The 13,213-nt window shown below is 64.7% G+C and carries 13 protein-coding genes; 8 read left to right on the forward strand and 5 right to left on the reverse strand.

The window, feature by feature from the left end; translation table 11 throughout:
- From FJ957_RS31455 to FJ957_RS31475, 5 genes are all read left to right on the forward strand, one after another.
- The coding region (locus FJ957_RS31455) for a TOBE domain-containing protein (RefSeq protein ID WP_140837465.1) at positions 1 to 216 on the forward strand (216 nt) is incomplete at its 5' end.
- Between the two features lie 10 nt (positions 217 to 226).
- Positions 227 to 997 (forward strand): L-iditol 2-dehydrogenase, encoded by a 771-nt coding sequence (locus FJ957_RS31460; RefSeq protein ID WP_140837467.1) that lies wholly within the window; start codon positions 227 to 229, stop codon positions 995 to 997.
- Between the two features lie 163 nt (positions 998 to 1,160).
- Positions 1,161 to 2,639 carry a mannitol dehydrogenase family protein gene (locus FJ957_RS31465; RefSeq protein WP_140837469.1) on the forward strand — a complete coding sequence of 493 codons (1,479 nt, stop codon included), beginning with the start codon at positions 1,161 to 1,163 and terminating at the stop codon, positions 2,637 to 2,639.
- A gap of 82 nt (positions 2,640 to 2,721) precedes the next feature.
- A complete protein-coding gene (locus tag FJ957_RS31470; protein WP_140837472.1) occupies positions 2,722 to 3,405 on the forward strand; it encodes an HAD family hydrolase in 684 nt (227 codons plus the stop codon).
- Positions 3,402 to 4,988 carry an FGGY-family carbohydrate kinase gene (locus FJ957_RS31475; RefSeq protein WP_140837474.1) on the forward strand — a complete coding sequence of 529 codons (1,587 nt, stop codon included), beginning with the start codon at positions 3,402 to 3,404 and terminating at the stop codon, positions 4,986 to 4,988. Before FJ957_RS31470 ends, FJ957_RS31475 begins: the two co-directional genes overlap by 4 nt.
- Positions 4,989 to 5,023: 35 nt before the next feature.
- Here the strand turns inward: FJ957_RS31475 and FJ957_RS31480 are convergent, their stop codons facing one another.
- Positions 5,024 to 5,278, reverse strand: coding sequence for a hypothetical protein (locus tag FJ957_RS31480; RefSeq protein ID WP_246686021.1), 255 nt, complete (start codon positions 5,276 to 5,278; stop codon positions 5,024 to 5,026).
- A gap of 281 nt (positions 5,279 to 5,559) precedes the next feature.
- Between FJ957_RS31480 and FJ957_RS31485 the strand changes: the two genes are divergently transcribed.
- The gene (locus FJ957_RS31485; RefSeq protein WP_140837476.1) at positions 5,560 to 6,963 is read left to right on the forward strand and encodes an MATE family efflux transporter; all 1,404 of its coding nucleotides are present in this window, start codon (positions 5,560 to 5,562) and stop codon (positions 6,961 to 6,963) included.
- Between the two features lie 40 nt (positions 6,964 to 7,003).
- On the opposite strand, the gene FJ957_RS31490 is transcribed toward FJ957_RS31485, so the two are convergent.
- The 4 genes from FJ957_RS31490 to speB all read right to left on the reverse strand — a co-directional run bounded on the left by FJ957_RS31490 (position 7,004) and on the right by speB (position 10,239).
- Positions 7,004 to 7,651: an amino acid ABC transporter permease gene (locus FJ957_RS31490; RefSeq protein ID WP_140837478.1), complete on the reverse strand. Its 648-nt coding sequence runs from the start codon at positions 7,649 to 7,651 to the stop codon at positions 7,004 to 7,006.
- Positions 7,648 to 8,304: an amino acid ABC transporter permease gene (locus FJ957_RS31495; protein ID WP_140837486.1), complete on the reverse strand. Its 657-nt coding sequence runs from the start codon at positions 8,302 to 8,304 to the stop codon at positions 7,648 to 7,650. The genes FJ957_RS31490 and FJ957_RS31495 overlap by 4 nt, the downstream gene beginning before the upstream one ends.
- 6 nt (positions 8,305 to 8,310) lie before the next feature.
- Positions 8,311 to 9,108, reverse strand: coding sequence for a transporter substrate-binding domain-containing protein (locus FJ957_RS31500; protein ID WP_140837495.1), 798 nt, complete (start codon positions 9,106 to 9,108; stop codon positions 8,311 to 8,313).
- 75 nt (positions 9,109 to 9,183) lie between these two features.
- Entirely contained in the window at positions 9,184 to 10,239 is a 1,056-nt protein-coding gene (gene speB / locus FJ957_RS31505; RefSeq protein WP_140837502.1) for an agmatinase, read from the reverse strand.
- 218 nt (positions 10,240 to 10,457) lie between these two features.
- Here speB and gcvA point away from each other — a divergent pair, with 218 nt between their 5' ends.
- Positions 10,458 to 11,432 (forward strand): transcriptional regulator GcvA, encoded by a 975-nt coding sequence (gcvA, locus tag FJ957_RS31510; RefSeq protein WP_140837505.1) that lies wholly within the window; start codon positions 10,458 to 10,460, stop codon positions 11,430 to 11,432.
- 190 nt (positions 11,433 to 11,622) lie between these two features.
- Positions 11,623 to 12,927 (forward strand): nicotinate phosphoribosyltransferase, encoded by a 1,305-nt coding sequence (pncB, locus tag FJ957_RS31515; RefSeq protein ID WP_140837507.1) that lies wholly within the window; start codon positions 11,623 to 11,625, stop codon positions 12,925 to 12,927.
- Positions 12,928 to 13,213 lie beyond the last annotated feature (286 nt).

The raw sequence follows: 13,213 nt of genomic DNA on the forward strand, positions 1-13,213 counted from the left end.
ATCTCGACCACCTCGGGCGACTGGAAGGCGACGGTCGGCGTCGCCGAGCATCTTGGCTCCGACACTTTCCTGCACGTTCAGGCGGACGGTATCGGCACCGTCAATGTCCGCGCCGACGGCGAGGTCGGCGTGAAACACGGCGATACCGTCTACCTGACTCCCGACAAGGCCAAGCTCCATCGCTTCGGCGCCGACGGCAAGGCGCTGGCCCAGTGAGGACGGGACAGTGAGGCTGAAAGACAAATCGGCGCTGATCACCGGATCGGCGCGCGGCATCGGCAGGGCCTTCGCCGAAGCCTATGCGCGCGAAGGCGCCACGGTGGCGATTGCCGACATCGACCTCGAAGCGGCCGAAGCGACGGCGAAGGTGATCGGTCCGGCCGCTTACGCGATCCGGCTCGATGTCACCGATCAGTCCTCGATCGAGGCGGCGGTGAAGGCGGTGGAGGACAAGGCCGGCGGCCTCGACATCCTGATCAACAACGCCGCCTTGTTCGATTTGGCGCCGATCGTCGAGATCTCCCGGGCGAGCTACGAAAAACTGTTCTCCGTCAATGTCACCGGCACGCTGTTCATGCTTCAGGCGGCCGCCCGCTCGATGATCGCGCGGGGCAAGGGTGGCAAGATCATCAACATGGCGAGCCAGGCCGGCCGTCGCGGCGAGCCGTTGGTCGCCGTCTATTGCGCCACCAAGGCCGCCGTCATTTCGCTTACCCAGTCGGCGGGACTCGACCTGATCAAGCATCGCATCAACGTCAACGGCATCGCGCCGGGCGTCGTCGACAGCGACATGTGGGACCAGGTCGACGCGCTGTTCGCCAAATACGAGAACCGGCCCAAAGGCGAGAAGAAGCGTCTGGTCGGCGAAGGCGTTCCTTACGGCCGCATGGGCAAGCCCGAGGACCTCGCCGGCATGGCGGTGTTCCTCGCCAGTGACGAGGCCGAATACATTGTCGCCCAGACCTACAATGTCGATGGCGGCCAGTGGATGAGTTGACCGGGATGGGCTGAGGGGAAGGCGCTTCTCTTTTTCCTCCGGAGAAGACGCCATGGGGCGGGTGAGGGGCGGCATGCTGGAACACCAGGTGTTGCCCCTCATCCTCGCTCTCCCAAGGAGGCGTAAACAGTCGGGCTGCGGATCGGCCAAAGGGTAAAATGAGATGACCGTGAAACTCTCTTCCTCGAACCTCGCCAGGCTGCCGGCCAAGGTCGCCGGCCCGAAATACGACCGCTCCGCCCTGAAGGCGGGCATCGTCCATTTTGGCGTCGGCAATTTCCACCGCTCGCACCAGGCGGTCTATCTCGACGACCTGTTCGGCACCGGCGAGGGCCATGACTGGGCGCTGATCGGCGCCGGCGTGTTCGAGGGCGAGAAGATCGGCCGTTCCAAGCTGCAGGAACAGAACTGGCTGACCACGGTCGTCGAGCAGGACCAGGGTCATATGAGCGCCCGCGTCACCGGCGCCATGATCGATTTCCTGACGCCCGGCGATGCGGACGCGATCATCGACCAACTCGCCGATCCGGCGATCAAGATCGTCTCGCTGACCATCACCGAGGGCGGCTATTTCATCGACCCGGCCTCCGGCAAGTTCAACCCGGCCCATCCCGACATCGTCGCCGACGCCCAGCCGGGTGCTGCGCCGAAGACCGTCTTCGGCATCATCCTTGCCGGCCTGCTGCGCAGGCGCGCCGACGGCATCGTGCCGTTCACCGTAATGTCCTGCGACAACATCCCCCATAACGGCCACGTCACCTCCGACGGCGTGATCGGCCTTGCCAGGCTGATCGACGAGGATCTGGCGAAATGGGTGGAGGACAAGGTCGCTTTCCCGAACGGCATGGTCGACCGCATCACCCCGGCCACCAGCGACCGAGAGCGCAAGATCCTCGCCGACGATTTCGGGCTGGAGGACAATTGGCCGGTGTTCTGCGAGCCGTTCAAGCAATGGGTGCTGGAGGACCGTTTCACCGCCGGCCGCCCGGCGCTGGAAAAGGTCGGCGTGCAGTTCGTCAAGGACGTCTCGCCTTACGAGCTGATGAAGATCCGCATCCTCAATGGCGGCCACGCCACGATCGCTTACCCGGCCGGGCTGATGGACATCCATTTCGTCCATGAAGGCATGCAGGAGCCGCTGGTGCGCGCTTTCCTGTCGAAGCTCGAGCATGACGAGATCATCCCGACCGTGCCGCCCGTGCCCAACACCGATCTGGAGGACTATTACCAGCTCATCGAGCGCCGCTTCTCCAACCCGAAGATCGGCGACACCATCCGCCGGCTTTGCCTCGACGGCTCCAACCGCCAGCCGAAATTCATCATCCCGACGATCGCCGACCGGCTGAAGGCGGGCGAGGGCGTCGCCGGTCTCGCGCTGGAATCGGCTTTGTGGTGCCGCTACTGCTTCGGCACCACCGACAGCGGCGCCGTCATCGAGCCGAACGACCCGAGCTGGGACCGCATGCAGGCCACCGCCAAGGCGGCCAAGGACGATCCGAAGGCCTGGCTGGCGATGGAGGATATCTATGGCGATGTCGGCCGCTCGCCCGTCTTCGCCGACGCCTTCGCCCATGCCTTGAAAGCCCTGTGGGCGAACGGCGCGCGCGAAACCCTGACGCGCTATCTCGCCGGCAAGCCCTGAAAGCCTCTGTCTCTTTTGACGCAATTCCGGACGGAAAACCGCTCACACTTTTCCTGGAATTGCTTAGCTGGAAGCAACAGCCATGACGCCGGAACTGGTCATCTTCGACTGTGACGGCGTGCTGGTCGACAGCGAGGCGCTTTCGGTCTCGGCGCTGCTTGGCATGATCGAGCTCGCCGGCGGCACGGTGAGCGAGGACGCCGCCTACGAGCATTTCCTTGGCAAGAGCATGAAGAGCGTGCGCGAGATCCTCGGCCGCGATTTCGGGCTCGACATCAGCGACCGGCATCTGACCGCCATGCGCGTCGACCTCATGCGCAAATTTCGCGAGGAGTTGAAGCCGGTTCCCGGCGTCAAGGAACTGCTGCCAAAGCTCGGCCGCCCCTTCTGCGTCGCCTCGTCCGGCACGCTGGAGCGCATCCGCTACGCGCTCGACGTCACCGGCCTGCTTGCCTTGCTGGAGCCGCATCTGTTCAGCGCCACCATGGTCGAACGCGGCAAGCCGGCGCCCGACCTTTTCCTCCACGCCGCCGCCAGCATGCGGGCGCATCCGCGCGAGTGCCTGGTCATCGAGGACAGCCCGGCCGGCGTCGCCGCCGCCCGCGCGGCGGGCATGCGCGTTTTTGCCTTCACCGGTGGCTCGCACGCGTCCAATCCCGCCCTCAAGGCGCGGCTTGCGTCGACGGAACCGGACTTTATATTCGCTGACATGCTGCAATTGCCCGATCTGATTGCAGGCCTGGGAGCGAGAGAAAAAGCATCTTGACGAAGAGTTTCGTTTGCGCGGTCGATGTCGGCACCGGGAGCGCTCGCGCGGGCATTCTCGACGCGCGCGGCAACCTGCTCGGCCGCGCCGATCATCCGATCGCCATGCATCAGCCCAAGCCCGATCACGCCGAGCATGATTCGGAAGATATCTGGTCGGCGGTGTGCAAATCCGTGCGATCCGCTCTGCAGAAATCCAGCGTCGCCGCCGGCGATGTCGCTGGCATCTCTTTCGACGCCACCTGCTCGCTGGTCGCGCGCGACAGGCAAGGCAGCCAGATCAGCGTCTCGGTCACCGGCGAGAAGCGCTGGGACACGATGGTCTGGCTCGATCATCGCGCCATCGCCGAGGCCGACGAATGCACGATGAGCGGCCACGCCGTGCTCGATTATATCGGCGGCGTGATGTCGCCGGAGATGGAAACGCCGAAGCTGATGTGGCTGAAGCGCCATCTGCCGAAGACATGGAATGAAGCCGGCTATCTATTCGACCTCGCCGATTTCCTGACCTGGAAGGCATCAGGTTCGCTCGCCCGCTCGCAATGCACGCTGACGGCGAAGTGGACCTATCTCGCGCATGAGGAAAAAGGCTGGCGGCGCGACTTCTTCGAACTTGTCGGTCTCGACGACCTGTTCGAGCACGGCAACCTGCCGGAAAAGGCCAGCCCCGTCGGCGCCGATATCGGTCCGCTGACGGCCGAGGCCGCGGCTGAACTTGGCCTCACCGAAAAATGCCGGGTCGGCGCCGGCGTCATCGACGCCTATGCGGGCGCGCTCGGCGTTCTCGGCGGCTTTGCCGGCGACGAGAAGGACATTGGCCGGCATCTGGCGCTGATTGCCGGCACATCGTCCTGCGTCATGGCGATGTCGCCCGATCCGCAACCTTTTGCCGGCGTCTGGGGCCCTTATTTCGGCGCGGCATTGCCGACGCTGTGGCTGTCGGAAGGCGGCCAGTCGGCCACCGGCGCGTTGCTCGACCACATCATCCGCTGGCATGGCGCCGGCGGCGAGCCGGACGCGGCCATGCATATGAAGATCGCCGGGCGCGTCGCCGAGCTGCGCGCCGAGGACGGCGATGCGCTGGCTGCAAGGCTGCATGTGCTGCCGGATTTTCACGGCAACCGCTCGCCGCTCGCCGACCCGCATGCGGTCGGCGTCATCAGCGGCCTGACGCTCGATTCCTCCTTCGACAGCCTGTGCAAGCTCTACTGGCGCACCGCCGTCGGCATCGCGCTCGGCGTGCGCCATGTGCTCGAGGCGCTGAACGAGAACGGCTATCTGATCGACACGCTGCATGTCACCGGCGGCCATACCAAGAACCCGCTTTTGATGGAGCTCTACGCCGACGCCACCGGCTGCACGGTTGTCGAGCCGCTGGCCGACGAGGCGGTGCTGCTCGGCACCGGCATGGTGGCGGCGACCGCCGCCGGGATCTATCCCGATCTCAACGCCGCCTGCGTCGCCATGCAACAGGGCGGCAAGATCCGCGCGCCCAACAAGGCCGCCGGAGCTCGCTTCGACCGCGACTACCGGATATTCCTCGAAATGCATCGCCAGCGGCAGATGCTCGACGCGATCGGATAGTTTTCCATTTCTCTGCTTGTTTTCCTGGAATTGCTCTACCGCCTGCGCAGCGACTTGCCTGTCTCGGCGCCGAACAGATGGATGCTTTCCTCGTCGACGTGTAGCGCACGGGCGCGCTCTGCCGCGGGCATTCGCGGGCCGGCACCAGCGCTGATCTCCTTGCCGCCAAAGCCGAACGTCACCAGCGCGTCATTGCCATGGAACTCGATGCGGTCGGCGGTGCCCTGCAGCAGGTTTCCCGCGCCGGCTTCCGCCGTCTTCGGATCCGGAGGCCGGATGCCGAGCACCACGCGATCGCCTACATACCCGGCGGCCGCAAACCGCTGCTGTGGCGGACTGAAGCCTGAACCCCGCCGCATCTGGCGGCGACGCAATCGCGCTGCCCGGCGCTTGTGTCATTTGCTACGGACGCGGCTCGTTGCGTTGGCTGGATCAATCGCTGGCCGGGCCTCCTCCCTTGCCAACATGTCGCATTTCGTTCACAAGGCGACGCAAATGGCGCCATTTCGCGCCGTTGTTGTGCGGCTTCCGGCCCTTTGGCCGACGCGCCGTGTTCTGAAAGAGCAGAACAATGTCTGCGATCGAAGCCGGCGCTCGCGCGCCGGAAAACCTTTGGCGTCAGGAAATCAGGGCGACGATCGCGCTCGCCTGGCCGATGGTGCTGACCAATCTCGGCCAGACCGCCATGACCGCGACCGACGTCATGATGATGGGCCGTCTGGGATCCGATACGCTCGCCGCCGGCGCGCTCGGCGCCAACCTCTACTTCATGCCGCTGATCTTCGGCCTCGGCCTGATGCTGGCGACCTCGCCGATGATGGCGACCGAGCTCGGCCGCCGCCGCCATTCGGTGCGCGACCTGCGCCGCACCGTGCGCCAGGGCCTGTGGCTGGCGATCCTGATCTCGATCCCGATCTGGATTTTTCTCTCGCATGGCGAAGAGGTGCTTTTGGCCATGGGCCAGAAGCCGGAGCTCGCGCATCAGGCAGGCATCTACCTGCACTGGCTGCAATGGGCGGTGCTGCCTTTCTATGGCTATATCGTGCTGCGCTCTTTCATCTCGGCGCTGGAGCGGCCGGGCTGGGCGCTGATCATCGTTTTCGTCGCGGTCGCCTGCAACGCCTTCTTCAACTGGGTGTTCATGTTCGGCAATCTCGGCGTCGAGTCGATGGGCATCGCCGGCTCCGGCCTCGCCACCACTTTGTCCAGCACGCTGATGTTCGTCGGCCTGGCGGCGGTGGTGATGCTGGAGAAGAAGTTCCGCCGCTACCGTCTGTTCGGCCGCTTCTGGCGCTCCGACTGGCCGCGTTTCCGCAGCCTGCTGAGACTCGGCATGCCGATCGCCGGCATCCTCGCCTTCGAGGTCACGATCTTCAATGCGGCGGCCTTGCTCATGGGCCTGATCGATGCGGATTCGCTGGCAGCTCACGCGATCGCCATCCAGATCGCCTCGATCTCCTTCATGGTGCCGCTCGGGCTCAACCAGGCGGTCACGGTCCGGGTCGGCCTGGCGCATGGCGCCGGCAACCCGGAAGGCGTTTCGCGCGCCGGCTGGACAGCCTTCGTCATAGGCGTCTCGTTCATGGCGCTGATGGGCCTGGTGATGATTCTGTGGCCGCATGCGCTGATCAGCGCCTTCATCGATCTCGCCGATCCGGCCAATGCCAGGGTGATCACGCTTGCCGTGTCGTTCCTTATGTTCGCCGCGCTGTTCCAGATTTTCGACGGCGCCCAGGCGGTCGCGGCCGGCATGCTGCGCGGGTTGCACGACACCAAGGTGCCGATGATCTACGCCGCGATCGGTTATTGGGGCGTCGGCCTGCCGCTCGGCGTGCTGCTCGCCTTCCATTTCGGCTTGAACGGCGTCGGCATCTGGATCGGCCTGGCATCCGGACTGGCCGTGGTGGCGGCGCTGCTCCTCGCGCGCTGGCTCAGGCGCGACCGCATCGCGCCAGCGCTGGCCCCCGGGCATTGACAGGAAAAGCTGCCGGCACGATCGGCAGCCTTGCGCCGGCTCAGCGCGCTCCGGCGCGTTGCTCCAGCCGCCGCGCATATTGCGTCAGCGGGAAGCACATGACGAAGAAGATCAGCGCCACCAGGCCGTAGACCTTGAACGGCTCGAAAGTAGCGTTGTTGATGGCATTGGATGTCCTGACAAGTTCCTCGAAGCCGATGATCGAGGTCAGCGCCGTCGATTTGATCAGCTGCACCAGGAAGCCGACGGTCGGCGCGCGGGTGATCGCGAAGGCCTGCGGCAGGATGATCAGCCGCAATTCCTGCAGATAATGCAAGCCGAGGCTGGCGCCGGCGTCCCATTGGCCGCGCGGCAGCGCATCGACGCCGCCGCGCCAGATCTCGGCCAGGTAGGCGCTGGCGAAGAAGGTGAGCCCGAGCATCGCCGCCGTCCACGGCTCGATGCGCAAGCCCAGCATCGGCAGGCCGAAGAACATCAGGAAGAGCTGCATCAAAAGCGGGGTGCCCTGGAACAGCGCAATATAGCCCGAAGCGATGCGCCGGCTCCATTTGGTCTTGGCGATGCGGAAAAACAGCACGATCAGCCCGACCAGCGCGCCGCCGACAAAGGCGGCAAGCGACAACAGCACCGTCCAGCGCGCGGCGAGGAGCAGGTTGCGCAGGATGTCCCAGAAGGTGAACTCGATCATGACACGCCGGCTCCAAGAACTCGGCGCCCGCCGCCGACGAGCAGCTGGCGCAGCCCAATCGACAGGCCGAGATAAACCATCGTCACCACGAAATAGGTCTCGAAGGCGCGGAAAGTACGCGCCTGCAGCATGTCGGCCTCATAGGTCAGCTCGCGCACCGCGATCTGCGACACCACGGCCGATTCCAGCATCATGATAACGATCTGGCTGGTCAGCGCCGGGTAGATCACCTTCAGCGCCTGTGGCAGCACGATTTTGATGAACACCTGGCGAGGCCTGAGGCCGAGCGCCAGTGCGGCTTCAGTCTGGCCGCGCGGCACGGCGTCGAGCCCGGCGCCGACGATCTCGATCGTATAGGCCGCCATGTTGAGCGTCATCGCCAGCATGGCGGCCAGGATCGGCTCGAGCCTGATGCCGAGGCTGGGCAGGCCGAAGAAGATGAAGAACAGCTGCACCAGGAATGGCGTGTTGCGCATCACCTCGACATACCAGCCTATGGCCCGACGCAGCAGCACGGGCCCGTTTCGCCGGCCGGCAGCGCCGAGAATGCTGAGCAGCGTTCCCGCCACCGTGGTCACGACGATCAACAGGATCGTCGTGGCCGCGCCGTGAGCGATGTCGCCCACAGCGCCTGGAAGCCAGCCGAAGGCCACGGGAACTCAATCCTTAAGGTTGTCGGGATTGAGCGGCGTCTTCAGCCAGGCCTTCGAACTCTCGTCGAGCTTGCCGTCGGTCAGCAACTTGGCGACCGCGTCGTTGACCGCCTTCGTCAGCCGGTCCTCGTTCTTGTTGAGGCCTATATGCGAAGGCGAAGTGAGCAGCTGGAATTTCTGCTCCGGCTGCAGCGCGTCCTGCTTGGCCAGCACCTGGGCGCCGACATCGTTGCCGACCACCATCAACTGGGTCTGGCCGGAGATGAAGGCCTGGATGACCGCATTGTAGTTGTCGAAGCGGCGGATGTCGGCGGAAGCCGGTGCGGCTTCCGTCAGCGAGGTGTCCTCCAGCGTGCCGCGATTGACGGCGATCGACTTGTCGGCGAGGTCTTCCTTGCCTTTGACCGCCATTGCCTTCGGGCCGATGACGGCGATGTAGTAAGGCGCGTAGGCGGCGGCGAAGTCGATGACCTGCTCGCGTTCCTTGGAGTAGCCGACGCTCATCAGGATATCGACGCGCTTGTCGGTGAGATACGGGATGCGATTCTGGCCGGTGACGCTGACCAGGTTGAGCTTCACCTTCAAGGCATCGGCGATCGCCTGCGCGACGTCGACGTCATAGCCCTTGATGCTCATGTCGGCGCTGGCCGACGAGAAGGGCGGGAAGTCGGAGAAGATGCCGACATTGATGGCGCCGGTCTTGGTGATGTCGTCGACGGCATCGGCTTTCGCCTGAGTGGCGAGGCCGGCGCCGACGATGACGGCCGCGGTGATGACGGATTTCAGTGCGTTGCGAAGAGTCATTGTTGTTCCCCTGCTGGAAGCTTGTTTGTTGCATCCGGCCGCCGGCTCCAGCGCGGCGGCCGTGTTGGTATGGCATCAGCCCTTCTTGATGGCCGGGCTGAACACCATCAGGCTGAGAATCTCGAACAGGACCTGGGCGCCGACATGGGCGGTGTTGGTGGTCGCGTCATATTGCGGCGCCACCTCGACGACGTCGCCGCCGACGATGTTGAGGCCCTTCAGGCCGCGCAGCAGCTCGAGCACCTCGCGGGTCGTCAGCCCGCCGACTTCCGGCGTGCCGGTACCCGGCGCGAAGGCCGGATCGATGCTGTCGACGTCGAAGGAGATGTAGGTCGGGCCATCGCCGACGATCTTGCGCGCCTTCTCGATGATTGCCGGGATGCCTAGCCCGGTCACCTCCTCGGCATGGACGACGGTCATGCCGGACTCGTAGGTGAACTCCCACAGATACTCGGCCGAGCCGCGAATGCCGATCTGGATCGTGCGCGAAGGATCGAGCACGCCGTCCAGCACTGCGTTGCGGAACGGCCCGCCATGGTGGAACTTGGTCATGTCGAACAGCCCGCTGGTGTCGCAGTGAGCATCGATATGGATCATGCCGACCGGCGCTTTTTTGCCGACCGCCTTCAGGATCGGATGGCTGATCGAGTGGTCGCCGCCGACCGAGAGCGGCAGCACGCCGGCATCGACGATCTGATTGGTGCGGCGTTCGATATCCTCATGGCTGATCTCCAGCCGGTAGCGGCTGCGGAACGGCGTGTCGCCGATGTCGGCGACGCGAAGCTCATGCGTCGGCGCGCATTCCAGCACATGGTTGTAGGGTCCGATGCGCTCGATGGCGCGCAGCGCGCGCGGCCCGAAGCGCGAGCCGGGACGGTTGGTGACGCCGAGGTCCATCGGCACGCCGATCATCGCCACCTGCAGGTCGCCGAAATCCGGATTGTCGGCCGATATTTCGCGGTAGGGCGCGGCGAGGAAGGTCGGGATGCCGGAATAGGGCGCCAGCCTTGTGCCCGACTTGTTGAAGATCTTGTCGGCGACCTTGCGGAATTTCGGGTCGAACATCTCGCCGCCATGGCTCTCGCCATATTTGCGGCGCAACGCTTCGAGCTTGCCGCGATCGTAACCCATGTCCGGTCTCCTCCCTTGCCTGCCTGCAGCGCTGCCCGCATGGGCGATTTGCCAAGCCAGCCTGTTGTCCGGCTGGATCGTTGCCCGCCGGCTGTGCTGCGGATTTCACGTCTCTTGAAGCTGTTCCGGGCAAAAGTGTCGGGCAGCCGCTTTGAAAAATCAATTGATATTGTTAGGGTCTTGGCTGTGAGAAAATCTCACAAAGTAGGAGCCGACCCATGGCCAAGCGCCTGCCGCCGCTGAACCCGCTGCGCGCCTTCGAAGCCGCGGCGCGGCACGCCTCGCTGACCAAGGCCGCGGGTGAGCTGAATGTCACGCACGGCGCCGTCAGCCACCAGATCAAGGCGCTCGAGCAATCGCTTGGCGTGAAACTCTTCGAGCGCACCGGTCAGCGCGTGAAGCTGACGCCGCACGGCGCCGAGTTCCTGCCGGCGGTCTCGTCCGCCTTCGACGGCATCGCCGCCGCCACCCAGCGCATGACCAGGCCGGCAAGCGCCGGCGCGCTCTCGGTATCCTGCGTGCCGGCGCTGCTCTTGCTCTGGATGACGCCCCGGCTCGGTTCCTTCACGGCGCAATATCCTGACATCCAGCTGACGCTGATTCCATCCAACGACGCCCGTGATATTCGCGCCCCGCAGATCGACGTCTGCGTGCATTATGGCGACGGCAGCTGGAGCGATTGCTGGATACGCAAATGGTCCGGGCTGGAACTTTTCCCCGTGGTCAGCCCGACGCTGATCAACAACCGGCCGATCCGCGGCGTCCGCGACCTTGCCGATCACGTCTTCCTGCATGGCGACGACGGCCGCGAATGGCACACCTGGCTGGCCGCCGCCGACGCGCTCGATCTGGAACGCGGCCGCCGCCACCGTCTGGGCGATGCCCGCATGGCGACGGAGGCCGCCGTGCACGGCCATGGCGTGGCGCTCGGCGATTCCGTCACCGCGCGCGCCTTGCTCGCCAGGGGCATGCTCGTCGCGCCTTTCAGTTTGTCGGTGCCGGCGGTCGACGATTTCTATGTCGTCTGCCGCAACGAAATGCGCTCGGCGCCGATCGTGCAGCTCTTCATCGACTGGCTGTTCGCCGAAAAGGAGCAGGACGAGGCCCGCGCCGACGCGCCGGTGGCCGGCCGCGTGCCGAGCCGCAGAAAGCGGCCCACGCTCAAGGGGATAGGCGCCAGGGCCGGATCCTGATGGCTGGACTTGCATAGCTGCTTTTTGTCGGGCCAGCTTGCAAAGCAGCAAGCGCGTTCGGAAATACGGTGCTAAGAGGCAGTTGACTAAAGCAATTCCGTGCAACGGGCCTCCGTCCGGAATTGATCGAACAAGGATTTGAAGCGTGACGCCCGCGTTTCCGCGCGTTGTACTTTATGGATGAGCGAGCATGGCAAAAACCGATATAGCGCGGCGCGTCTACAACCATACTTGGAAGCTCGACCCGATCGTCCGCAGCCTGCTGGACACCGACTTCTACAAGCTCCTGATGCTGCAGATGATCTGGGGCATGTATCCCAAGGTCGACGCCACCTTCTCCCTGATCAACCGCACCACCTCGGTGCGCCTGGCCGACGAGATCGACGAAGGCGAATTGCGCGACCAGCTCGACCATGCCCGCACCTTGCGTTTTTCCAAGAAGGAGATGATCTGGCTGGGCGGCAACAATTTCTATGGCCGCAAGCAGATCTTCGAACCGGAATTCCTGGCGTGGCTGGAGAATTTCCGCCTGCCCGACTACGAGCTTTCCAGGCGTGACGGCCAGTACGAGCTCTCCTTCCCCGGCTCCTGGATGTACACCACGCTCTGGGAAATCCCGGCCTTGGCCATCATCAACGAGCTGCGCTCCCGCGCGGCGATGCGCTCCTACGGGCCGTTCGCGCTCGATGTGCTTTACGCCCGCGCCAAGGCCAAGATGTGGACCAAGACCGAGCGGCTGAAAGCGCTGCCCGGCATCCGCATTTCCGACTTCGGCACAAGACGCCGCCACTCCTTCCTGTGGCAGCGCTGGTGCGTCGAGTCGCTGAAGGAAGGCATCGGCGATGCCTTCACCGGCACTTCCAACGTGCTTTTGGCCATGGACAACGACCTCGAAGCTTTGGGCACCAACGCGCATGAGCTGCCGATGGTCTTCGCGGCACTGGCCAATTCCGAGGCGGAGTTGCGCGAGGCGCCCTACAAGGTGCTGCAGGACTGGCAGCGCTACTATGGCGGCAATCTCCTGATCGTGCTGCCCGACGCCTTCGGCACGGATTCCTTCCTGCGCGACGCGCCGGACTGGGTCGCCGACTGGACCGGCTTCCGCCCCGACAGCGCCCCGCCGATCGAGGGCGGCGAAAAAATCATCGACTGGTGGCGCAAGAAGGGCAAGGACCCCAAGCAGAAGCTGCTCATCTTCTCCGACGGTCTGGAGGTCGAGACCATCGAGGAGACCTACAGGCATTTCCGCGGCAAGGTGCGCATGTCCTTCGGCTGGGGCACCAACCTCACCAACGATTTCGAAGGCTGCGCCCCGACGGAGACCGACAGCCTCGACGCCATCTCGCTGGTCTGCAAGGTCACCGAGGCCAATGGCCGGCCGGCGGTGAAGCTCTCCGACAATCCCGCCAAGGCGACGGGGGACGAAAAGGAGATCAAGCGGTATCTGAGGATTTTCGGCGAAAAGGGCCGGGTGGAGCAGCTGGTGAAGGTGTAGAGGGCACCGCCGATCTGACGTCGTCATGCGGGACTGCAAAGTTGGATAGGCTGAGTTCCTTCGCGCCCCCCTCTGTCCCGCCGGACATCCCCCCTACGCGAGGGGAGATTATGCTGTCATCCCCGCTTTCGCCAATCTCCTACGTTGTGGGAGGAGAGCCGGCGTCGAGACCGCCAATCTCCCCCACGAGGGGGGAGATGTCCGGCAGGACAGAGGGGGGCGCCGTAGAGCGCCGTCGTTATAGGTTGGCCTTTATCGCGTCCACCCTTGCCCTCCTTCCCACCCC

The organism is Mesorhizobium sp. B2-4-6 (assembly GCF_006442775.1).
GTDB lineage: Bacteria > Pseudomonadota > Alphaproteobacteria > Rhizobiales > Rhizobiaceae > Mesorhizobium.